At 72.0% G+C, this 21,744-nt stretch carries 22 protein-coding genes; 7 read left to right on the top strand and 15 right to left on the bottom strand.

The window, feature by feature from the left end; all coding sequences use genetic code 11:
* Nucleotides 1-24 precede the first annotated feature (24 nt).
* The 3 genes from FGE12_RS00415 to FGE12_RS00405 form a co-directional block, all read right to left on the bottom strand.
* Complete coding sequence (locus FGE12_RS00415) at nucleotides 25-1,551, bottom strand: MlaD family protein (protein WP_194797419.1); 1,527 nt, start codon at nucleotides 1,549-1,551, stop codon at nucleotides 25-27.
* A 112-nt stretch (nucleotides 1,552-1,663) separates the two neighbouring features.
* Entirely contained in the window at nucleotides 1,664-2,401 is a 738-nt protein-coding gene (locus FGE12_RS00410; protein ID WP_153864239.1) for an ABC transporter ATP-binding protein, read from the bottom strand.
* A gap of 44 nt (nucleotides 2,402-2,445) precedes the next feature.
* Entirely contained in the window at nucleotides 2,446-3,270 is an 825-nt protein-coding gene (locus FGE12_RS00405) for an ABC transporter permease (RefSeq protein WP_153864238.1), read from the bottom strand.
* Nucleotides 3,271-3,495: 225 nt separating this feature from the next.
* On the opposite strand from FGE12_RS00405, the gene FGE12_RS00400 reads away from it, so the two are divergent.
* From FGE12_RS00400 to FGE12_RS00390, 3 genes are read left to right on the top strand one after another with little or no spacing between them, the layout of a single operon-like run.
* Nucleotides 3,496-4,059 (top strand): hypothetical protein, encoded by a 564-nt coding sequence (locus FGE12_RS00400; protein ID WP_153864237.1) that lies wholly within the window; start codon nucleotides 3,496-3,498, stop codon nucleotides 4,057-4,059.
* Between the two features lie 46 nt (nucleotides 4,060-4,105).
* Nucleotides 4,106-5,452 (top strand): hypothetical protein, encoded by a 1,347-nt coding sequence (locus FGE12_RS00395; protein ID WP_153864236.1) that lies wholly within the window; start codon nucleotides 4,106-4,108, stop codon nucleotides 5,450-5,452.
* Nucleotides 5,449-6,105, top strand: coding sequence for a hypothetical protein (locus tag FGE12_RS00390; protein WP_153864235.1), 657 nt, complete (start codon nucleotides 5,449-5,451; stop codon nucleotides 6,103-6,105). Before FGE12_RS00395 ends, FGE12_RS00390 begins: the two co-directional genes overlap by 4 nt.
* Here FGE12_RS00390 and FGE12_RS00385 read toward each other — a convergent pair.
* Nucleotides 6,102-6,704 (bottom strand): 2-hydroxychromene-2-carboxylate isomerase, encoded by a 603-nt coding sequence (locus tag FGE12_RS00385; protein ID WP_153864234.1) that lies wholly within the window; start codon nucleotides 6,702-6,704, stop codon nucleotides 6,102-6,104. The two genes, FGE12_RS00390 and FGE12_RS00385, sit on opposite strands and share 4 nt — an antisense overlap.
* Before the next feature lie 210 nt (nucleotides 6,705-6,914).
* Between FGE12_RS00385 and FGE12_RS00380 the strand changes: the two genes are divergently transcribed.
* The gene (locus tag FGE12_RS00380; RefSeq protein ID WP_153864233.1) at nucleotides 6,915-8,006 is read left to right on the top strand and encodes a D-TA family PLP-dependent enzyme; all 1,092 of its coding nucleotides are present in this window, start codon (nucleotides 6,915-6,917) and stop codon (nucleotides 8,004-8,006) included.
* Between the two features lie 86 nt (nucleotides 8,007-8,092).
* On the top strand, nucleotides 8,093-9,310 hold the full coding sequence (gene alr / locus FGE12_RS00375) for an alanine racemase (protein ID WP_153864232.1): 1,218 nt from the start codon (nucleotides 8,093-8,095) through the stop codon (nucleotides 9,308-9,310).
* Nucleotides 9,311-9,347: 37 nt separating this feature from the next.
* Here the strand turns inward: alr and FGE12_RS00370 are convergent, their stop codons facing one another.
* From FGE12_RS00370 to FGE12_RS00350, 5 genes are all read right to left on the bottom strand, one after another.
* On the bottom strand, nucleotides 9,348-10,049 hold the full coding sequence (locus FGE12_RS00370) for an RNA pseudouridine synthase (protein WP_194797418.1): 702 nt from the start codon (nucleotides 10,047-10,049) through the stop codon (nucleotides 9,348-9,350).
* On the bottom strand, nucleotides 10,046-11,413 hold the full coding sequence (locus tag FGE12_RS00365) for a pitrilysin family protein (RefSeq protein WP_194797417.1): 1,368 nt from the start codon (nucleotides 11,411-11,413) through the stop codon (nucleotides 10,046-10,048). The genes FGE12_RS00370 and FGE12_RS00365 overlap by 4 nt, the downstream gene beginning before the upstream one ends.
* Nucleotides 11,410-12,723, bottom strand: coding sequence for a pitrilysin family protein (locus FGE12_RS00360; protein ID WP_153864231.1), 1,314 nt, complete (start codon nucleotides 12,721-12,723; stop codon nucleotides 11,410-11,412). The genes FGE12_RS00365 and FGE12_RS00360 overlap by 4 nt, the downstream gene beginning before the upstream one ends.
* 67 nt (nucleotides 12,724-12,790) lie before the next feature.
* Nucleotides 12,791-13,459, bottom strand: a complete 669-nt coding sequence (locus tag FGE12_RS00355) for a response regulator transcription factor (RefSeq protein WP_153864230.1) — start codon at nucleotides 13,457-13,459, stop codon at nucleotides 12,791-12,793.
* On the bottom strand, nucleotides 13,456-13,791 hold the full coding sequence (locus FGE12_RS00350) for a hypothetical protein (protein WP_194797416.1): 336 nt from the start codon (nucleotides 13,789-13,791) through the stop codon (nucleotides 13,456-13,458). Before FGE12_RS00350 ends, FGE12_RS00355 begins: the two co-directional genes overlap by 4 nt.
* A gap of 92 nt (nucleotides 13,792-13,883) precedes the next feature.
* Between FGE12_RS00350 and FGE12_RS00345 the strand changes: the two genes are divergently transcribed.
* Nucleotides 13,884-15,590: an HAD-IG family 5'-nucleotidase gene (locus FGE12_RS00345; protein WP_194797415.1), complete on the top strand. Its 1,707-nt coding sequence runs from the start codon at nucleotides 13,884-13,886 to the stop codon at nucleotides 15,588-15,590.
* Here FGE12_RS00345 and FGE12_RS00340 read toward each other — a convergent pair.
* The 6 genes from FGE12_RS00340 to FGE12_RS00315 form a co-directional block, all read right to left on the bottom strand.
* Nucleotides 15,587-16,342, bottom strand: coding sequence for a class I SAM-dependent methyltransferase (locus FGE12_RS00340; protein ID WP_370458831.1), 756 nt, complete (start codon nucleotides 16,340-16,342; stop codon nucleotides 15,587-15,589). The two genes, FGE12_RS00345 and FGE12_RS00340, sit on opposite strands and share 4 nt — an antisense overlap.
* A 19-nt stretch (nucleotides 16,343-16,361) precedes the next feature.
* Nucleotides 16,362-18,524 carry a diguanylate cyclase gene (locus FGE12_RS00335; RefSeq protein WP_153864227.1) on the bottom strand — a complete coding sequence of 721 codons (2,163 nt, stop codon included), beginning with the start codon at nucleotides 18,522-18,524 and terminating at the stop codon, nucleotides 16,362-16,364.
* 2 nt (nucleotides 18,525-18,526) lie between these two features.
* Nucleotides 18,527-18,802: a septum formation initiator family protein gene (locus FGE12_RS00330; protein ID WP_153864226.1), complete on the bottom strand. Its 276-nt coding sequence runs from the start codon at nucleotides 18,800-18,802 to the stop codon at nucleotides 18,527-18,529.
* A gap of 82 nt (nucleotides 18,803-18,884) precedes the next feature.
* Nucleotides 18,885-19,400 (bottom strand): TlpA disulfide reductase family protein, encoded by a 516-nt coding sequence (locus tag FGE12_RS00325; RefSeq protein ID WP_153864225.1) that lies wholly within the window; start codon nucleotides 19,398-19,400, stop codon nucleotides 18,885-18,887.
* Nucleotides 19,397-19,813, bottom strand: a complete 417-nt coding sequence (locus tag FGE12_RS00320; RefSeq protein WP_153864775.1) for a Fur family transcriptional regulator — start codon at nucleotides 19,811-19,813, stop codon at nucleotides 19,397-19,399. The genes FGE12_RS00325 and FGE12_RS00320 overlap by 4 nt, the downstream gene beginning before the upstream one ends.
* Nucleotides 19,814-19,854: 41 nt before the next feature.
* On the bottom strand, nucleotides 19,855-20,379 hold the full coding sequence (locus FGE12_RS00315; protein WP_153864224.1) for a hypothetical protein: 525 nt from the start codon (nucleotides 20,377-20,379) through the stop codon (nucleotides 19,855-19,857).
* 201 nt (nucleotides 20,380-20,580) lie between these two features.
* Between FGE12_RS00315 and FGE12_RS00310 the strand changes: the two genes are divergently transcribed.
* Nucleotides 20,581-21,732, top strand: a complete 1,152-nt coding sequence (locus FGE12_RS00310) for a hypothetical protein (RefSeq protein WP_370458830.1) — start codon at nucleotides 20,581-20,583, stop codon at nucleotides 21,730-21,732.
* Nucleotides 21,733-21,744 lie beyond the last annotated feature (12 nt).

Below are 21,744 nucleotides of genomic sequence, written 5' to 3'. Positions count from 1 at the left end.
GGCCTGGAGCCGGCGGGGGCTCGCTCAGGGCTTGGGCGCGGAGGGCAGCAGGGCCTTGAGGTCGTCGTCGGTGAAGAAGAGGCCGCCGCCGAAGAAGAAGTCGCGGCCCGCGATGAGCCGCTGGGTGGTCAGGTCACGCTGGGGGGCGTTGAGCAGGTCGTCCACGCCGGCCGAGACGAAGAGGTGATCGAAGGCCTGCGCCCGCAGGGTGGTGCGCACGCGGGGGTAGCGCAGCTCGGCGACGGAGAAGTTGAACGCGTCCATCTGGAGGTGCAGCGTGTCCTTCAGGAAGTGCAGGTCCGCGCCCACGCCGCCGGTGCTCTCGATGATGCCGAAGCGCAGGGTGGCGAAGTAGAAGCGCTTGGCGAACTGCGCGCTGATCTTGAAGGTCTCCTTGGTGATGGTGCGCGTCTGCACCACGGGGTCGCCCGCGCTGGGCGGGTTGGACTGCACCACCTCGGTCTCCACCTTGCCGCGCGGGTCGTCCACCACCTCGAGCAGGTAGTACTTGTCCGGCTTGGGGATGAGGCGCAGCGAGAGCGCGTTCTTGGTGCGCCCCTGCGTGAGCAGGTACTCGCTGCGGATGCCCACCTCGGTCTGCAGCTGGGTGAGGCGGTCCAGGTAGATGGACACGTCGCGCACGGTCTCGTTGAGCTTGTTGCCCAGGCCCTCGTCGGACAGCAGCGTGCCCACGGTGCCCTTGCCCTCGCGCACGTTGGTGCTGATGGCCTCCAGGTTGTCCAGCGTGTGATCCAGCCGGTTGAGCGTCTGCTTGAGGCTGGCCACGCCCTCCTTGAGGTCACCCTCCCCGCCCGCTCCCACGATGCCCTTCACCGTGCTCAGCACGTCGCGGGTGTCGCGGGTGATGACCTCGATGTTCGCGACGATGCGGTTGAGGTCGTCCTGGTTGCCGTGCGTGAGGTTGCGCACGTCCTGGCTCACGCTCTCGAAGTTGCGCAAGATGGCCTCGATGCGCTCGGCGCTCGCGCGCGAGGAGACGTCCACCGTCTCCGACAGCTGCACCATGTTCTCCACGATGCGCTCGAGCGAGCCCTGGCCCTTGTCTCCGCCCAGCGTGTCGCGCAGCGCGCGCGTCACCTGCTGGATGTCCGCGGTGATCTGCCCCAGCGACTCGAACACCGCCTCCATGCCCTGGGTGTCGATGACGCGGCGGATCTGCCCGCCGTCGGGCATCCGCGGCGCGGCGTCGGTGCCGGGGTTCAGGTCCAGCAGGTAGTCGCCCAGCAGGGACTCGGAGCGCTTGGTCAGCGAGGCGTCCTCGTGCAGGTCCACCTCGTGGCGGATGCGCATCGTGACCTTGGCGCGCGTGCCCTGCAGCACGATGTCCGTCACCTCGCCCACCGGGATGCCGGCGATCTGCACGCGGCTCTTGGGCCCGATGCCGGACGCGTCCCGGAAGTACGCGTACACGGAGATGGAGTCCTTGTCCCCCAGGCCTCCCTTGCGCACGAAGGTGAGGAAGGTGAAGAGGAAGGCGCCGGCCGTGATGACCAGCAGGCCTACACGAAAGGGTGTGACGAGCTTCTTCACCTGGATGCACTCCGAGAGCGGCCGGCCGGGGCGCTGCAGGCCCCTTCTAACGTGGCTGCCCGCGTGGCTGCCACAGCCGCGAGCATGGGAAGGGAAAGGTGGGACATGCGCGTCAGTTCTTCCCGAACCAGGTCTGCAGGAAGACCTTCACCGCAGGGTGGTCGTTCTCGCGCATCTGCTCGGGGGTGCCGCGCGCCACGATGTGGCCTTTGTGGAGGAAGGCGATCTGGTCCGCCACGTTGAAGGCGCTCGCGATGTCGTGGGAGATGACCACGCTGGTGACGCCCAGCTCGCGCTTGGCGGCGAGGATCATCTCGTCCACGTAGTCGGTGGTGATGGGGTCCAGGCCGGTGGTGGGCTCGTCGTAGAGGACGATCTTCGGGTCCAGCACGATGGCGCGCGCGAGCCCCACGCGCTTGCGCATGCCGCCGGACAGGTCCGCCGGGAACTTCTGCTCCACGTTGTTGAGGCCCATGAGGGCGAGCTTCGCGCGCACCGTCTCGCGCACCTGCTCCTCGGGCATCTTGCGCCGGTGCTCGCGCAGCGGGAACGCCACGTTCTCGTAGACGTTCATCGAGTCGAAGAGCGCGGCGGCCTGGAACACCATGCCGAACTTGCGGCGCACGCGCTCCAGCGCATCCACCCCCATGGGCACGATGTCCTCGCCGTCGATGATCATCTGGCCGGAGTCCGGCTTGAGCAGGCCGATCATGTGCTTCATCAGAACGGTCTTGCCCGAGCCCGAGCCACCCAGGATGACGCAGGTGGAGCCGGCGGGGATCTGCAGGTCGATCCCCTGCAACACGTGCGACTCCCCGAAGGCCTTGTGCAGGTCCACCACCTGGATCATCGGGTGGGAGCCTTGAGGTGAGCTGGAATCCGAGCCGGAGGCGCTCATCCGTGCAGCACCACGCCGACCACGAAGTCGAGGATGAAGATGCTCAGGGCGCTGGACACCATGGCCTCGGTGGTCGCCTGGCCCACGCCCTTGGCGCCGCCCGAGGCGTTGAAGCCCTTGTAGCAGCAGATGAGCGCCACGGTGAGCCCGAACAGGGCGCCCTTGATGAGGCCCTCGAAGATGTCCGCCGCCTCGAGCCACTGCCGCGTGCGCGCGAGGAAGGTGCCCGCCGAGATGCCCTTCACCACCACCGCCACGAAGTAGGCGCCGCTCAGGCCCGCGGTGTCGAAGATCATGGTGAGCACCGGCACCATGGTCAGCCCGGCGAACACGCGCGGCACCAGCAGGTACTGCACCGGGTTCACCGCCATGGTCTCCAGCGCGTCCACCTGCTCCGTCACGCGCATGGTGCCGAGCTCCGTGCACATGGCGCTGCCCGCGCGCATGGTGACCATCAGCGCGCTGAACACCGCCGCGAGCTCGCGCGTGATGGTGAGCGCCACGGTGGGGCCCACCAGGCTCTCCGCGTCGAAGAGCTCGAAGGCGCGGCTGGACTGCTGGGCGAACACCATGCCGGTGAACAGGCCGGTGAGCGCCACGATGAAGATGGAGCCCACGCCCACGAAGTCCAGCTGGGCGAAGAAGTTCTGGGCGCGGAAGGGGCGGCGGAAGCTCCAGCGCGCCACCTGGAAGCCCATCGTGGCGAGGCCGCCCAGGTCCGTCACCATGCCGATGAGGCCCTTGCCGATCCCCTCCACGGTGGAGACGAACGGGTTGGGTTCCTTGGGAACGGCGCGGGGCTCTGCTTGCTCGGGAGTCATCGGGGGGCCGCCACTGTACGTGGACCGAGCCTGCACGGCCAGCATCCAGCCCGTTGTGTCCCGCCCCGGGGGAGCGAGCGGCCCAGCGCCGACCCCGACCCAGCGTGCGGGTGCATTCCTCGCGGCGGCAGGGCAACTTGTGCTTTCGCCCGGCGGATTTGCCGCTATCTTCCGCGCCCCTTTTTGATGGCCCGCCCTCCCCGGCTGCGGGCCCGGAGCATCCCGATGGCTACCCACAAGGTTGGCGGCGAGGTCGACGCCTTCTGTACCCGCTGCAAGATGGACCTCGCGCACACCATTCTCGCGATGGTCGGCACCAAGCCGGTGCGCGTGCGCTGCAACACCTGCGGCGGCGACCACGCCTTCCGCGGCCCCCCCGGCGCGAGCGAGCGCAAGAGCAGCAGCACCACGGCGAAGCGCACCGCGGCGCCGCGCGAGAAGGTGGAGAAGGTGGTCATCTCCTTCGACGACACGCTCGCGAGCAAGGACGTGGCGCACTCGGTGCCCTACTCCGTGCGCGAGACCTTCAAGGTGGACCAGGTGATCAACCACCCGACGTTCGGGCAGGGCTTCGTCTCCGCGGTGCGCGGCGACAAGGTGGACATCGTCTTCCGCTCCGAGACGCGCACGCTGGTGCACGGCCGCGGTGGCGCTGCGCCCGCGAGCAAGCCCGCTTTCAGCCCTCCGGCCGCGCGCTCGCACGGTCCGGCGGACAAGCCCGTCGCCGCGGGCGAGAGCGCTCCGTCGGAAGAGGCCGGCTCCGCCGACCCCCAGCCCGCCGAGGGCTAGTGCGCGGTTGACCTGGGCGCACGGGGCGGCTCAACTCCCCTCCCCCATGCGCCCCCTCGTCCTCCTCGCGCTCGCGCTGCTGCCGGCCGCTGCCGCCGCGCAGGCGCTGCAGGTGAAGGCCTCGCCGCAGAGCCCCCTGCTGGGCCGCGACGCGCAGGTGACCATCCGCGTCGCGCGCGAGGGCGCAGGCCCCCTGCAGCTGGAGGCCGCCGCCTCCGCGGGCACCCTCTCCGCGCCCGGGGATGCAGGGCCCGCCGGCGTGCGCTTTACCTACACGCCGCCCTCCGTGCGCCACCCCTTGTGGGTCACGCTGCTGTTCTGGGAGAGGCCCGCGCCAGGGCAGGCGCCGGTGCCCACGGCCTTCCGGCTCGCGCTGCTCGGCCGCACCACGCTGGACATCGCCACCGAGCCCGACGCCCAGGTGGTGGTGCAGGTGCAGCGCGCGCGCTTCGGTCCCGTGCGGGCCAACGCCCAGGGGCAGGCACGCGTGGCGGTGGAGGTGCCGCCCGGCGTGCGCAGCGCGCGCGTGCTCGCCACGGCGCACGGGGAGCAGACCGAGCGCGACGTGCCGCTGGACGTGCCCGTGGACGGAGGCCTCGCCGCGCTGCTCGGCCCCACTCCGGTGCCCGCGCAGGGGCCGGCCTGGCTCGCCGTCGCCGCGGAGGAAGCGCTTACGCCCGAGGCGCTCGAGCTCGAGGTGCAGGGAGGGCGCGCCACGCTGCGCGCGAGCCGGCCGCCGCTCTACCAGCTCACGCCGGAGCCCGGGCAGCGCCGGCTCGGCGTCACGGTGTCCCGGCGCCAGGGAGAGGATCGGCTCTCGCTCGAAGCCGAGGTCTCGCCGCAGCCCACTGCGTCGGCGCCCTCGCAGCCCGCGGCGCCCCCCGCGCGCTCGCCCCTGTCCGTGCACGCCCTGGCCGGGGCCTTCTTCGCGGAGGGCGCGAGCAAGGGCCCCGCGCTCGCCCTGGGGGCCGGCTACGTGCTGCCCGCGCTGCAGGAGCGCCTCGCGCTCGAGGCCGAGGTGGGCCTGCGGCGCGCGAGCCTCGAGGGAGCGGTGGTCGGCGGCGTGGACCCGGCGCACTCGCGCATCCTCGGCGTCCCCGTCCTCGCCTCGCTGCGCGCGAGCCTGCTGGAGCGCGGCGCGCTCTCGCTCGCGGCGCGGCTCGGCGCGGGCCTGACGCTGTTTCGCCACCGCCTGCAGCAGGAGGGGCAGTCGGACTTCTCCGAGGGAGGCCTGCGCCCCGCCGGCTTCGCCGCGCTGCAGGGCGGCTACACCCGCGGCCACACCACCTTCCTGCTCGAGGCGCGCGGCAGCGTGCAGCCCGTCTCCACCCCCCGGCTCAGCGCCCAGCTCGGCGGCGTGGGCCTCTCGCTCGGCCTGAGGTACGTGAAATGAGCGCCCTCACCCGCCTCCTGCTCGCGTGCACCCTGCTCGCCTGTGGCCAGTCGCTGCCCGACCCGCGCATCCTCTCCGTACAGCCCTCGCAGGTGGCCGCGGACGAGCAGGCGACGCTGGTGTTGCGGGTGGATGCGGTGGCCCCCTTCGAGGTGGACTACAACGAGCGCACGCTCGCAGCGGACTCGAGCGCGACGCTGTGGCTGGGCTCGGTGGAGATCGGCCCGCTCGAGCGCGCGCCCGGTGGACTGCTCGTTGGACAGCTGCCGGCGGGGCTCACGCAGGGAGAGCAGGACGTGCGCGTGGTGCTCGCCGACTCGCGCAGCGCCACCGCGCCGCGCGCCCTCACCATCGGGCCCCCGCGCGCGACGGTCGGCTTCACCTTCGACCCCGTTGCGGAGCAGGTGCGCGGCCAGCCCTTCACGGTCACCCTGCGGGCACAAGGGCCCTCCGCCGCCAGCTTCAACGGCGTGGTGCTGCTCTTCGACGGCGAAGGGGCTCCGCTCACGCCGCCCGTCACGCAGGCCTTCGTGAACGGCGAGTGCACGCTGCAGGTGACGGTGGACCGCGTCGGGCCCTCCATGATCCTGGGTGCGCGCGACGCCGCGGGGCGGGTGGGCTACTCCAACCCCTTCCGCGTGCGCCCGAACTAGCGGGCCGCGAAGGCGAGCGCGTCGTCCAGGCGGTCGTTTCCCCAGAAGAGCTCGTCGCCCACGAAGAACGACGGCGCGCCGAAGATGCCGCGCGACCTCGCCGCCTCGGTCTGCGTGCGCAGCCGCAGCTTGTTCTCCTCGGACTGCGCCTTCGCGAGCAGCGCCTCCGCCGGGAGCTTCAGCCCTGCGAGCACCTCGCTCATGGCCTCGGGCGAGTCGATGTCCCGGTCCTCGGAGAAGTTGCGCAGCATGACGCGGCGGCAGAGCTCGCCCATCCACGGCTGCTCGGCGCCGAGCAGCGCCACGCGCAGCGGGAGCACCGCCCGGCGAGGGAAGGTGCTCGGGCGCGTCCAGGGCACCCCGTACTTGTGCGCCTCGCGCACCATGTCCTTCCACATGTACGCGCCCTTCTCCTTCTGCAGCACGAAGGGCGAGGTCTCCCAGCCCAGCGCCTTGAAGATGGGCCCGAGCAGGAAGGGCCTCCAGCGCACCTGCACGCCCTGGCGCGCGGCGGCCTGCTCGATGCGCATCACGCTCAGGTAGCTGTAGTTGCTGCCGAAATCGAACCAGAACTCCAACTCCCTGCTCGCTGCGCTCATCGGCCCGTCTCCTGTGATGGCTTCGCGGGTGCGGCGATCCGCAATCCCCGAGTTAGCGCGCCCGGTGCGCCGAGGGACCTGCCCTCCGGGTGGAGCGGCAGCGTCGCATGCGCGGGGAGCGTCCGGGGAGGCGCAGCGCAGCCGAGCGTGAGACACTGCGCAGCCGCAGCGCCCGGGCTGCTCCGCGCGGGCGCTTCCCAGGAGGCGCTCATGACCGAGGTCCAGCACATCGACGCCCTCACCACGCCTGCGGCCCTGGTGGACCTTGCGCAGGTGGAGGCGAACCTGCGCCGCGGCGATGCGTACGCGCGCAGTCACGGCCTGCGCTGGCGCCCGCACATCAAGACGCACAAGACGCGCGAGCTCGCCGCGCTGCAGCTGCAGGCGGGCGCCACGGGAGTGACCGTGGCCACGCAGCGCGAGCTGGAGCTGATGGCCAGCGTCACGGACGACCTCTTCCTCGCCTATCCGCCCGTGGGGGCGCAGCGGCTCGCGCGGCTCATGGCGCTTCCCGCACAGGTGCGGCTGAGGGTGGCCGTGGACTCGCTCGAAGTGCTCACGCCCCTCGCGGATGCGGCCAGGGCAGCGGGGCGCAGCGTGGGCGTGATGGTGGAGCTGGACCTGGGCATGCACCGCGTCGGCGTGCAGCAGCCGGAGGAGGCGGTCGCGCTCGCCCGGGAAGCGTCTCGCACCGAGGGGCTGCGCTACGAAGGCATCTGCTTCTACCCGGGGCACGTGCGCGTCCCGCTCGCCGAGCAGGATGGGGCGCTCGCGGCGCTCACCCACGCCCTCGGGAGGCACCGCGCCGCCCTGGAGGCCGCGGGGCTCGCGCCGCCGGAGGTGAGCGGCGGCTCCACCCCCACCCTGTGGCGCTCGCACGAGATCCCGGGACTCACCGAGATCCGCCCCGGCATCCACCTCTTCTACGACCGGGCCTCGGCGCTGCTCGGGTCCTGCGCGTGGGAGGAGATCTCCTACTCGGTGCTGGCCACGGTGGTCAGCACCGCCGTCCCGGGCCAGGCCGTGGTGGACGCGGGCAGCAAGGCCCTGGCGAAGGAGGAGCCGCCCCGGGGCGTGGGGTACGCCGCCCTGCGCGATCATCCCGAGGTGCTGCTGCGCTCGCTCAGCGAGGAGCACGGCCTGCTGGATCTCTCCGGCAGCTCCTGGCGGCCACGCGTGGGCGAGCGCGTCCGCCTGGTCCCCAACCACGTCTGCGTGTCGGTGAACCTTCACGAGCAGCTTTGGGGTGTGCGCGGCGACGAGGTGGTGCACAAGTGGGGTGTCGCGGCGCGGGGCTGGTGAGCAGCCCTGGCCCCGGGCTTGCTCTAGCCCCATCGGACACCGTCAGCCGCGGCCCGCCGGCCGCAGGAATCCAAGAGGAACGAGGCATGGCAGAGACAGCAGGGGGCCGCAGCGGCGCAGGCGCCACACCGGGGTGTGCGTCCTGGCTCGAGCTGAGCGCCCAGGCCCTGCGCGAGAACGTGGCGCTGTTCCGCACGCTCGAGGGGGCCCACGCCACGCCTCGCTCGCTCGGCTCGGTGCTCAAGGGCAACGCCTACGGCCACGGCTTCGAGCAGATGCTCCCGCTCGTCCACGACTCGGTGGACGTGCTCTACGTCATCACCCCGCAGGACGGCCTCGCCATCCGCGAGTGGGAGCGCGCGGGCGCGCACCCGCAGCGCCAGGTGCTCGTCATCGGCGCCATCGTGGCGGAGGAGGCGGTCGCGCTCGCGCGCGCCGGGGTGGACGCGGTGCTCGCGGACACCTCGTGGGTGGACATGGTGCCCGTGCTGCGGGCAGCCCGCTTGACGCAGCCCCTGCGCGTCCACGTGCACCTGGACACGGGCCTCGGCCGCGAGGGCTTCACGCTCGCGCAGCTGCCCGGCGACGTGGCGTTCCTGCGCGACAGCGCGGACGTGCTCGAGGTGGTGGGGGCGCTGAGCCACTTCGCCAACACCGAGGACGTGACCGAGCAGGCCTACGCGCAGTCGCAGCTCGACACCTTCGAGGAGGGGCTCACCCGCCTGCGCGGCGCGCTGCCGCACACCCGCACGCTGCAGCGGCACATGGCCGCGAGCGCCGCGAGCTTCGCCCTCCCCCGCTCCCGCTACGAGGCGCTGCGCATCGGCATCTCGCTCTACGGCCTCTGGCCCTCGCCCGAGACGCGCCTGAGCACGAAGCTGGTGCTGGGCCACGTGCCCACGCTGCACCCCGTGCTGCGCTGGCGCTGCCCGAGCCAGGTGGTGAAGTGGCTGCCCGCCGGCAGCTACGTGGGCTACGGCTGCACCTACCGCTGCTCCGAGCCCACGCGGGTGGCGGTCCTCCCCGTGGGCTACTTCGATGGCTACCCGCGCCTGCTCTCGGGGCGCGCCCACGTGCTCGTCAACGGCCGGCGCTGCCCCGTGCTCGGCCGCGTGATGATGAATCACATCGTGGTGGACGTGACGCGCGCTGCCCGGGACGAGCGGCCCGTCGTCGCGACCCTCATCGGGAACGACGGAGACGAGAGCGTCTCCGCTGAGACCGTGGCCGGGTGGGCGCAGACCATCTCGTACGAGCTGGTGACGCGCATCGGCTCGCACCTGAAGCGGGTGGTCGTCGACTAGGCCGAAGGTGCGTGGAGCCTCGCCGCAGCCTGGGAGCTCAGGGCACGGGCATTTGCAGCAACGCGATCGCCGCGGCCATGTCTGCGGGAAGCGGCGCCTCCACCGCACCGGCAGCGACTCCGGCCAGCGCGGGCCACTCGAGCCTCGCCGCATGCAGCGGAGTGCGCGCGAGCACTGGCTGCGTCCCCTCCCCGCCCAGGTCCGCCGCCGTCAGGGGCGTATCCCGGGCGTACTGGTGATCCATCAGCAGCGGGTGGCCGATCGCCGTGAGGTGAACGCGGATTTGGTGCGTGCGGCCCGTGAGAGGCTCGGCCTCCACCAGCGACGCCGTGGAGAAGCGCTCCACGGGGCGCACCTCCGTCACCGAGGGCTTGCCCTCCTCACCGGGGCGCGCGGGCCGCATTCGCCCTTTGCGCCCGGCCGCGAGCGCGAGCTCCACCCGCTGCGGCGCCTCGAGGCGGCCCTCCACGAGCGCAAGGTAGCGCTTGCGCACGCGCCCCTCCTCGAAGGCCATGGACAGCGTGCGGTGCACCGCCGCATCCAGCGCGAACACCAGCGCTCCCGAGGTGTCCCGATCGAGCCGGTGCACCACGTACACCTTACGGCGCAGCTGGGCCTCCAGCTGCTCGCGCAGAGACGGCCCGGCCTCCTCGCTGCGGCCGGGGATGACGAGCACCCCGGCCGGCTTGTCGACCACGAGCAGGCCCGCGCCCTCGAAGAGAACGCGGACGGAGCTCACTCGAAGTCCGAGGCGGGAACCACGGAGAGCGTCCCCAGGCCCTTGAGCTGCTTGCGCACCGCCTCCGCCTTGCCCAGCACGACGATCGCCGGAGGCTCGGGCAGCAGGTACTTCTTCGCCACCGCGCGCACCTGCGCCGGGGTCACCGCGCGCAGGCGGTCGCGGAAGCGCTCCACCCAGTCGTCGCCGAGGCCGTGTAGGCGGATGTCCACGATGCCCGCGGCGATGCTCTCGTTGGTCTCCGTGCGCAGCGGATAGAGCCCCGCGAGGTAGGTCTGCGCGCTCTCCAGCTCCTTCGGCTTGAGCCCCTTCTCGCGCACCTTCGCGACCTCGCCGAGCGCCACGTCGATGATCTCGCGCGTGGACTGGGTCTTGGTGAAGGTGGTGATGGCGAAGATGCCGCCCGCGCGCAGCGCCTCGAAGTAGCTGCCCGCGCCGTAGGAGAGGCCGCGGTTCACGCGGATCTCGTCCACCAGGCGCGAGGTGAAGCCGCCGCCCACCGCGATGTTCATCGCCGTGGCGGGGAAGAAGTCCGGGTGTCCCATGCGGAAGCCCGGCCCGCCGATGCGCACCTGCGACTGGGTCTGGTCCGGCTTGTCGACCACCAGCACGCGCCCCTGGCCGGGGATGCGCTCGGACTCAGGCACGGTGACGGGGGCCTCGGGGCCGCCGCTCCAGCCCGCGAAGGCCTTCTCCGCCTCGGCGGCCACCTGCTTCGGGCTCACCGCGCCCACCACCACGAGCATCGCCACGCGCGGTCCGTAGTGCGCCTGCTGGAAGGCGACCACGTCCTCGCGGGTGAAGGTCTTCACGTGCGCGGAGCGGCCGCCCACGTCGTGGCCGTAGGGGTGCTCGCCCCACAGCGCGCGGGTGAAGGCGCGGTCCGCGAGCACGGAGGGATCGTCCAGGTCGTTCGCGAACTGCGCGAGCGCGCGCGCCCGCGACAGCTCCACCTCGGCCTGCGGGAAGGTGGGCTCGCGCACCAGCTGGCCGAGCACCGCCATCATCTCCCCGAAGTGCTCCGCGGGGGTGGTGAGGTGCAGGCTCGTCGCCTCCTCGCTCACGCCCACCGCGAGGCTCGCGCCCACGAACTCCACCGCCTCGTCGATGTCCTGGGCGCCGAGCATGCGGGTGCCGCGGCGCAGCAGGCGCGCGGTGAAGTCCGCGAGGCCGAACTTGTCCTTCGGGTCCGCCACGCTTCCCACGCGCAGCACCAGCCGGATGGCCACGAGCGGCAGGGGCCCCCGCTCCGCAGCGATCACCTTCACGCCGCTGGAGGTGGTGGACTCGACGAGGGGCGGCAGGGTCAGCGCGCCGCTGCGCGCGCCCGCCTTGGTCTTCGCCTGGGTCTTGGAGATGCTCACGGCGTGGCCCCTTCCGGGACGAGGGTGACGATGGAGCGGCGCTCGGGGGCGAAGTACTTCGCCGCCACCGCCTTGATGCGGGCGTTGTCCACGGCGGCGTAGGCCGAGGGCAGGGTCAGCCCCTCGCGCCAGCTGCCGAGCAGCGCCTCGTAGGTGCCCAACGCGTGCGCGCGGCCGCTGTTGGTCGCGAGCTCGCGCAGGTGGTCCGCGCGCAGGTTGTTCTTCGCCTTCTGCAGCTCGCGCTCGGTGAGCCCCTCGGCCGCCACCTTCGCGAGCTCGGCGTAGAGCGCCTCCTCCACCTGCTTCGGATCCGAGTCCGGCTTGAGCTCGGTGTAGAGCAGCACGGTGCCCGGGTCGATGCGCCAGCTCCAGTCCAGCATGAGCGAGACGGCGATCTGCTGCTCGTAGACGAGCGAGCGCGTGAGCCGGCTGCCCTCGCCCTTGGTGAGCGCGTACTGGATGACGTCCAGCACCAGCGTGTCCGGGTCTCGCGCGGCCGGGCCCTGGTAGCCGATCATCAGCGAGGGCGACTGCGCGGGGTGGCGCACCGTGGCGCGCCGCTCCCCCTTCTGCTCCGGCTCGGCGTTGATCACGGGCTCGGCGGGCGGCCCCTTGGGGATCTTCCCGAAGTAACGCTTCACCAGCGCGAGGGTCTTCTTCGCGTCGATGTCGCCTGCGATGTAGAGCACCGCGTTGTTGGGCGCGTAGTAGGTGCGGAAGTAGGCCTCGCAGTCCTCGCGCTTGATGTTCTCGATGTCCGCCATCCAGCCGATGACCGGCCAGCGGTAGGGGTGCGCCTTGTAGACGAGCGTGCCCAGCTCCTCGTCCATGATGCCGCTGATGTCGTTGTCCACGCGCACGCGGCGCTCCTCCTTCACCACCTCGCGCTCGCTGGCGAGGCTGGTGTCGGAGATGCGCAGGGCCGCCATGCGGTCGGACTCGAGGTCGAGCACGGTCTCCAGCGCGTCCGAGGAGAAGTCCTCGTAGTACACGGTCATGTCGTTGGACGTGTACGCGTTGGAGCGGCCGCCGTTGGACTCGAGCACGCGGTCGAACTGCTTGGGGCCGTACTTCTTCGCCCCGTTGAACATCATGTGCTCGAAGAGGTGGCTGATGCCGGTGATGCCGGGGCGCTCGTTGCGGCTGCCCACCTGGAAGAACAGGTAGAGGCTGCACACGGGCGCCTGGTGATTCTCCACGAGCCGCACGCGCAGGCCGTTGGAGAGGGTGGCTTCCTGGACGTCGAAGAGAGATTGCAGGACGGGGTCCGCCTTGCGGGCGGACGCCGTGCGGGACGAGGCCTTCGGCATGGGCCCTCAGATAACGCAGCCGGGGCGGGCGTCCACCACTTTGAGCAGGGGCTGCGGGTGCTTGCGTCTAGAGGGCGACCACCCCCGCCTGCAGGGCGAGCACCACCGCCTCCACGTGGCTGTTCACCCCGAGCTTCCGGTAGATGTGCGAGAGGTGCGTGCGCACGGTGCGCCGCTCCAGGGCCATCACCCGGCCGACCTCGGCGTTGGACAGGCCCTTGGTCACGTAGCGCAGCACCTCGAGCTCGGTCTCGGAGAGATCCCAGGGGTTGGGCGGGTCGCCGGCCGGGGGCGCGGCCTGCACCGACTGGAAGTAGTTCCAGAAGCGCCGGGCGATGCGCGGCTCGAGCACCGTGCCGCCGTCGAGCACCTCCCGGATGGCCTCGCGGATGCGCTCGGGGCCCTGGCGCTTCACCAGGTAGCCCGAGGCGCCCGCGCGCATCGCCTCGTAGACGCGCTGCTCGTCCTCGAACGAGGTGAGGATGAGGACCTCGGGCGCCCCGGCGTGCCCCTTGAGCCGGGCGGTGACCTGGATGCCGTCCAGGCCCGGGAGCTCCAGGTCCAGCAGCACCACCTGCGGGGCGGGCTGCAGCGCGGCGAGCTGCGCGAGGGCGTCCTCGCCGTCCCGCGCGCTGCCCACCACCTCCAGCTCCGGGTAGCTCGCGAGCACCTTCGCGAGCTGGCGCAGGAGCTGTGGCTGGTCCTCGACGAGGAAGACGCGGACGGGCGCGTTCATCGGCGCGGGGCCCGCTTCGCAGGGCCTCGGGCCTTCTCCAGGGCGCGCAGGGCGTCGAAGCGGAAGCCGCACCACACGCAGGCCTCGGCGCGCCGGCCCGGCGGCAGCTCGAGCGTGCAGCCGGGGCAGCGGGGCCGGGGCCGGCCCGCGGAGCGCTGCGCGCGGACCTCCGCGGGCGCGGCTGCGCGAGGGGCGCTGCGCGCGGCGCCCTGCACCTGGCGCTCCAGCCGGCGCACCCGATCCTCGAGCGCCTCGATGCGGGCGGCGAGGCGCGCGAGCATCTGGGCCTCGGCCCGGGGCTTGGACGTCGAACGTCGGGCGGAGGACGGCATGGGCGAGCGAGCGTGCCACGGCCTGTTCAGACGCAGCAAGGCAGGCGCACGGGAGGGATGTCGGTCCGAGGCGAGAGTGCTATCGGAGACAGGTGAGCCCTCTCTTGAAACCTGCCGCCCCCATCCCCGGCGGCCTGTCCACGGGTCCTCTGCACGGCAGCTTCCGCTCGGCCCTCGCGCTCGAGCGGGCGGAGGCCGCGCTGCAGAAGGCCGATGCGCTGCTCGCGGACGAGCCCCTCACCCAGATGCTCAGCGTGCCGCGCGAGCGGCGCGAGGTGGAGCGCAGCCGCGAGATCTTCGTGAACCGCAACCTGCGGCTCGCCAAGGTGGACCTCGTCGGCTTCGACATGGACTACACGCTGGCCATCTACCACATGCGTCGCATCGAGCAGCTCTCGTTCGACATGACGCTGGCGAAGCTGGTGTCCGAGCGCGGGTACCCGCGAGAGGTGGGGCTGCTCCAGTACGATCACCACTTCGTCATGCGCGGGCTCGCGGTGGACCGCGCGAACGGCAACCTGGTGAAGATGGACCGCTTCGGCCACGTGGGCCGGGCGTTCCACGGCCTGCGCCCGCTCAAGCCCGAGGTGTGGCGCGCGCTCTACAAGGAGCGCCAGGTGCGCTTCAAGGACCCGCAGTTCGCGTGGGTGGACACGCTCTTCGCCCTGCCCGAGGCCTGCCTCTTCGCCGGCATCATCGAGCTGCAGGAGTCGATGGGCCAGAGCGTGGACTACGGCAAGCTCTACGACGACATCCGCGACGCCATCGACACGGTGCACCGCGACAACTCGCTCAAGCGCGAGCTGCGCAAGGACCTGGGCCGCTACATCTTCAAGGACCCGGAGCTGGGCCCCGCGCTGCACAAGCTGCGCTCGGCGGGCAAGAAGCTGTTCCTGCTCACCAACTCCGCGTGGGACTACACGGACGCGGTGATGCGCTACCTGCTGGACGGCGTGGTGGCCGAGTACCCGAGCTGGCGCAACTACTTCGACTTCGTCGTCACGCAGGCCTCGAAGCCGGGCTTCTTCACCCAGCAGCGCCCCTTCCTCGAGCTGGACGACTCCACGGAGGAGGGCCGCGTCGTGGGCGAGGCGAAGTCACTGGAGCGCGGCAAGGTGTACCAGGGCGGCAACCTGGTGCAGTTCGAGCAGCTCTCGGGCTTCACGGGCGACTCGGTGCTCTACGTGGGCGACCACATCTTCGGAGACATCCTGCGCTCGAAGAAGAGCTCGCTGTGGCGCACCTGCATGATCGTGCAGGAGATCGAGGACGAGATCTCCTACACCGAGGCGCGCACGGACGAGATCTCCCGCCTCAGTGAGCTCGAGCACCTGCGCGCGCGGCTCGACGACGAGGTGTCGGTGCGCAAGGCCCTGCTCAACACCCTGGACCGGCGGCTCGAGCGCGTGCCCGACCTGAGCGAGGAGGAGCGCGCGCGCCTGGAGGCGGAGCGGCGCGAGGCGAAGCACGAGCTCGAGCACCTGCGGCGCTCCCTGCGCAGCGCCACGGACGCTGCGGACGTGCTCGAGCGCGACGTGGAGGAGGGCTTCAATCCCTACTGGGGCCTGCTCTTCAAGGAGGGCAACGAGAACAGCCGCTTCGGCGAGCAGGTGGAGGCCTACGCCTGCCTCTACACCAGCCGCGTCTCCAACTTCCTGCACTACTCGCCCACCCACTACTTCCGCAGCCCGCGCGAGCTGATGCCGCACGAGCAGGCGGGCGCGCCGTCCGCGCAGATGTCGCCGCTGGGCGGAGACGGCCTGCCGCGCGCCGCCACCGGCGCGCGCGACGGCACCTAGAGCGCCGGAGCGCGCGCCCAGAGCAGCGAGGTGTAGCGCGAGCCGGGCTCGGCGCTGAGGCCCAGGCGCCTCAGCTCCTCGCCGTGCTTGCCGGTCTTCACCAGCACCCAGCGGCGCGCCACGCGCCGCGCCTCGGCGAGCGTCTCGGGGGCGAGCGGCGCGTGCTCGGCGAAGCGGCGCAGCACCTCGAAGGCGGGCTGGGACTTCTTGGGCTTCTCGAACATGGGGTCGAAGAGCACCACGTCGAAGCTGCCCGACTCCTGGCGCGCGAGCCACGCCCGGGCGTCCGCGTGGTGCGCGGCCACGCGCGTGGACGCGGGGCCCACGTCGTAGGCTGCGAGCCCCTCGGAGACGACGGCGTAGAGCGCGAGGCTCGCCTCCAGGCCCACCACCCTGCCCGCGGGGCCCACGGCGCGCGCGCACACCAGCGCGTCCTGGCCCAGCCCCAGCGTGCAGTCGAGCACGGTGTCACCGGGGCGCAGGTCCGCGAGCCGCACCAGCGTGTCGCCCTCCCCCGTCTCCAGCCGCATGCGGCGCAGGTGGGCCATGCCGGCGTGGAAGGCGAAAGATCCGTGGCGGTCGGTGAGCGTGACCGCCTCGCGCTCGAAGACGAGGAAGGCCTCGGCCACCGACTCGAGCAGGGGCCCCAGCGGGGCCTTTCTCGGGCGCGGCACGAAGGGCAGGCCCCACTCGCGGGCGCGCGCCCGGGCGCGCTGCACGAGCGCCTCCGGAGGCTGCCCGCTGGTGGTCACGGCGAGCGGGTGCAGATCCTCAGCCCTCCACCGCGTGCAGCTTCCGGCCGCCCTGCATCTGCGCCACGGTGACCGACTGGTTACGGCCGTTGCGCTTCGCGTGGTAGAGGCACTGGTCCGCCAGGTCGATGAGCGCCTGCTTCTCGGTGCCGCTGTCCGGGCAGGTGGCGATGCCCAGCGAGAGCGTGATCTTCAGCGGGCCGATCTCGGTCGCGAAGGTCTCCGCGCGCACCGCCTCGCGGATGCGCTCGGCGATGACCTGGGCGCCGCGCGCGTCCGTCTCCGGCATGATGATGGCGAACTCCTCGCCGCCGTAGCGCGCCACCACGTCCGTGTCGCGGGCCTTCTCGCGCAGGATCTTCGCCACGTTGCGCAGCACGGCGTCGCCCGTGGGGTGGCCGTAGGTGTCGTTGACGCTCTTGAAGTGGTCGATGTCCGTGAGGATGACCGAGCACTTGCGCCCGTAGCGCTTGGCCTGCGCGAGCGCCTCGTCCGCCTTGCTCTGGAAGGTGCGGTGGTTGAAGAGGCCGGTGAGCCCGTCCGTGGTGGCCATGCGCTCCATGGCCTTGTAGAGCTCGGCGCGGTTGAGCGCCTGGGCGGCCTGCAGCGCCACGACCTCCAGGTTGCGGATGACCTCCTGGTCGAAGGCGGCGCGGCGGCGCGAGCCCGCCACGAGCGTGCCGAGGATGCGGCCGTCCGCGTTGAGCGGGAAGATCTTCAGCGCGGCCAGCCCACGCACCTGGGTGTCCTCGTCGAAGATGACCGGGGTGCCCATGGACTTGAGGTCGCGCCCGGGCAAGGGCGCCGCATAGCGCACCACGTTGGAGACCAGGCCCGCGTTGTCCGCGAAGGTCTTGCCCTCCAGCGCCTTGCCGGAGGTGGTGGTGCCGGTGACGCGCACCACGCGGTGCATGCGCGCCCCGCTCTCCTCGCTCACCAGCGTGAGGGCGCAGAAGTCCAGCTCCGCGAGCACGCGGGCGTTCTCCACCACCGCCTCGGTGACGTCCTGCTCCTTCGCCACCCGGTTGAGCTCCTCGATGGCGGTGCGGAACTTCTTGTTGTCGTCGCGCTGCTTGCGGATGTCCGTCATCACCCGCTCCACCTCCATGCTGCGCAGCACGGCGGTGGCGATGGCGACGAGGATGCGCTCGTCCTGCTCGCTGAAGGGCTCGGCCATCAGGCGGTCGGCGACGAGCACGCCGCGCACCGCGCCGCCGCCCTCGACGATGGGGACCGCGAGCACCGCGCGGATCTCCGAGGCGCCCTCCTCGTAGTAGCTCACGCCCTTGAGGCCCCCGGCCGCGCACATGCGCACCGGCGCCTTGCGCTTGAGCACGCCGCCCAGGATGCCCTCGCCCGCGGCGAAGCGCTCGCGGTGCAGGTGCTCGGAGGCGGAGGCCGCGTCCTGCATCTTGAGGCCCCGGTCGTCCGAGGTGAGCATGAACGCGGCGCAGGTGTGCGTGCGCAGCGCCGTCTCGGCGATCTCCAGCGCCTCGCGCACCGTGCTCTCCACCTGCTTCACCGAGGCCAGCACCCACTTCTCCTGGTCCTCGATGCCCGTGGTGTTGTCCTGGGTGCCCGAGCTCACCAGGCGGAAGGTGCGCGCGCGGTCCTCCACCTCCTTGATGCGGTTCTTCACCGCGTCGTGCTCGGCGCGGCGCGCGGCGGCGATGCGGGCGCTGAGCACCAGGTGGTAGAGGCCCGCGAAGAGCGCGAGGAAGACGGTGTGGGTGGCGAACGCGGTGAGGTTGCGCTCGTCGCCGCCCAGCGTCACCAGCGCATCGCCCACGGCCGCCACGCCCAGCAGCGCGAGCCCCGAGTTGCGCGGGAGGAAGGCCACCAGGAAGGCCATCAGCAGGTAGACGATGGGGAACAGCTCCCCTCCCCCGATCGCCACGACGATGAAGCTCGCGGCGATGAGCGGGCCGCCCAGCTCCACGTCGTCGCGGAAGGACACGGTCGCCCCCACCGCGCCGCGGCTCACGCGCCGGGAGGCGGTGATCGCGAGCCCGGCGAGCAGGAAGGCCACGAGGCCGGCCTCCATCCACTCGAGCGTGGAGAAGCCGCGAAAGCCTCCGCGCCCCAGGTGCGCGAAGGCGGCGAGCGCCGAGAGGCCCGGGATGGAGCGCACCCCGGTGCGCACGAGCTTGGAGAGACGCGAGACCGCGGAGGACGTGGCCATGGCTACTCCAAGTGGAAGACGATCTCGCCGGGCTTGACGAAGTTCAGCTCCTCGCGCGCCGCGCGCTCGAGGGCCTGCGGGTCGCTGCGCAGCGCCGAGATCTCCTTGCGCAGCGCCTCGTTCTGCTCGGCGAGCGTGCGGTTGCGGGCGTCCAGCGCCGCCACCTCCTGGCGCAGGCTGAGGTAGCGGCGAAAGCCGCGCGCGTCCGCCACCGACGCGGTCGCCAGCAGCAGCGCCACCCCGACCGCCACACCCAGGAGCTTTCGACGGACCATCATGCGGCGGCCAAGCTAACAGTGGCCGCCCTGCCGGCAAGATTTCCGCTCCAACCCTGTAGCGCGGTGTGCGGTGGGCGCAGCCCTACTGCGTCTTCAGCGCCTTGCGCACCGCGCGCTCGAGCTGCTCCTGGCCGGCGATGCCCTCCCAGGCCCCCAGCGGCTCGCCGCGGCGATCCAGGAGGAAGAAGGTGGGCAAGGACGTCACCCGCCCGTAGGGGCTCTCCCCCGTGCGCAGGGGCTCGCTCGCCACCACCAGCGGGTACGGCAGGGCGTAGTACTCGGCGAAGGGGGCCAGCACCTGCTCGCCGTCCAGGTCCATGCCCACGGCCACCGTGCGCAGGCCCTGCGGCCCCAGCTCCTTCTGCAGCGAGTCCAGCGTGGGCAGCTGCGCGATGCAGGGCAGGCACCAGGTGGCGACGAAGGCCACCAGCACCACCCTGCCCTCAAGCGCGCCCACGGCCGGCGCGTAGGGCGCCTCGGCCACGGGCGGCAGCTGCAGCGCGGCGAGGTGGCCGCGGCGCGGCGGCAGCTCCGGACGGGACGAGGCGCAGCCGGCCCCCAGCGCGAGCGCCGCCGCCAGGGCGGCGAGCCGCCTCATGCCCCGCCGGCCGCGAGGGCCCGCTGGCAGTCGTGGCACAGGCCGTACAGCTCCATCTTGTGCGACGTCACCTTGAAGCCGTGGCTGCGCGCCACCGCCTCCTGCATCGCCTCGATGCGGTCGTTCTCGAACTCCACGATGGTGCCGCAGCGGGTGCAGATCATGTGATCGTGGTGGTGGCGCCCCGCCGCCGCCTCGTAGCGCGTCTGCCCGTCGCCGAAGTTGCGCGCGTGGGCGAGGCCGCACTCGTTGAGCAGCTTCATCGTCCGGTACACCGTGGCCACGGACACCTTCGTGTCGTGCTGGCGCACCTTGTTCCAGAGCTCCTCCACGGACAGGTGTCCGCCCACCTCGAAGAAGGTGTCGATGATCAGCGAGCGCTGGCGCGTGCTCTTCAGGCCGTGCTGGGCCATGTAGTGCTCGAGCACCTCGTCCTTGGACTTGACCTCTTCCTTCACGGGTAGCGTGCCTCCCAAGCCCTGATGCCTGCCGGATCCGCCGGCGCTCCCAGATCCTGCCCCGTGAGGGCCACCAGCGAGCGGTGGCACTCCTGCCGCACCTGCGGAAGGGGGTCTCTCAGGCAGCGCACCAGCGCCGGGGCATACTGCTTTCCCTCCGGCCGGTGGCGGGCCACTTCGGCCGCCAGCTGCCGGACCTCGGGGTTGCCGTCCAGCAATAGCCCGGTCAGCCCCTCACTGCGCTCCTCATAACGGTTCCGCGCCGACGGGAGAAGCAGGGTGAAGAAGAGCAGCGCCGCGCCGATCTGGAAAAAGCCCTTGAAAGCCCCGTATTTCCCGGCGCGCACGAGCTTCAGCCGGTAGGCCGCGAAGGCCACCGCGAAGAGCAGGAACACCCAGGGGGCGGCCAGGGAAAGCGTGGGCGAGAGGTGCCCCGGGAACTGCCGGCCGAAGAGCGCGAGCGCTGCGGAGCCCACGAGCAGGGCGTAGAGAAGACCCGCGAGCGCCGGCCCCAGGCGCACTCCCGCCAGCCGGGGAGGCTCTCCAACTTGAAATCCCCGCGGCCTGTTTATGTTGGAGTCCGTCTCGCGCATTGACACCCGTCGCACTCCGAAGATAGAGGCAGCGCTTCTCGTAAACGAGGATTTTTCCCCAACTTTATGGCGACTCACTGGCAGAGGAAGCGGCAGCCCGACGAGGTCCCCACCCCGGTGGCGGTGGCGGTGTCCGATTACTGTCGGCGCGCGAAGGCCTCCGCCCCCGCCAGCGAGGTGCGTGACGCGCTCTCGCTCCTGGCCGAGACGGACGACTTCCGGGTGCGCGACCTGACCGACGGGGAGCCGGCCGCAAGCCCGCTCGGCCCCTACGCCCTGGTGGACATCCTGAGCGGCACCGCGCCGGCGCTCGCCGCACAGCGGCAGGCCTGCGGCTTCTACGAGGTGGTGGCGGAGCTGGCGCGCGTGCGCGAGGAGAAGACCCCGCTCGCGCCGCCCCCGGCTCCCGCAGTGCCCAGCTTCGCCCCGCCCCCGGCGCCCCGCCCCGCCTCGCGCAAGGACGCCGAGCGCGCGCCGGCGGAGACCGTGGCCGAGCGCATCGCGCCGCGAAAGCGCGCCCCCGCCGCGGGCGAGCAGGCCGAGGACGCGGCCTCGGCCGTCGCCGAGGAGCCGGTGTTCCTCAAGCGCGAGCTGCCCAAGCCCCGCGGCCGCTTCTCGCAGCTGTCCGCCCCGCGCCACGGCTACAACGAGCTGATGCGCGTGGAGGGCAAGGCGCTGCTCGAGGCCGCCACCGCGCAGCACGAGCATCGGCTCGCCCTGCACAAGGCGCTGGCCGAGCAGTACAACGGGCCGCGCGGCGACCTCACGATGCTCGACCTGGAGGCGGCGCTCACCCACCACGGGCTGCTCGAGGCCTACGCGCGCAGCGAGCGCGAGCGGGTGCTCAGCGCGTACGGCGACCAGCGCGGCGCGGCGGGCCGGGTGGCCTGGGCCCTGGGCCTCAGCCCGACCGAGCTGCAGCAGCTGCTCAAGGCGCTCGACATCGTCCAGGAGTCGGAGACCGTGCGGGAGCGCTTCCGGCGCGAGGCGCTGGCGAGCCGCAACCTCACCCAGCGCCTGGACCTGCTGGGGCGCGAGAAGTACCTCCACGACCTGGGCATCCAGCGCCGCTTCGCCGAGGCGCTCAAGGCGGACCTCCACGCGCTCCTGCGGGACGAGGCCCCCCAGGTCTCCACCCTCTCCGAGCTCGCGGACCGGGTCGCCCGCCACCAGGGCGCCCCCACCGAGCTGCTGCTGCGCGCCATCGAGCGCCTGAAGCTGGCGGAGCCGCTCAAGGGCCGGCTCGCCGGCGCCCGTTCCCGTCCATCTCACGAAGTCTGAAGAACGAAGTCT

Source organism: Aggregicoccus sp. 17bor-14 (assembly GCF_009659535.1).
In the GTDB taxonomy this organism is placed as follows: domain Bacteria; phylum Myxococcota; class Myxococcia; order Myxococcales; family Myxococcaceae; genus Aggregicoccus.
This window is presented reverse-complemented; position numbering and strand designations above follow the sequence as displayed.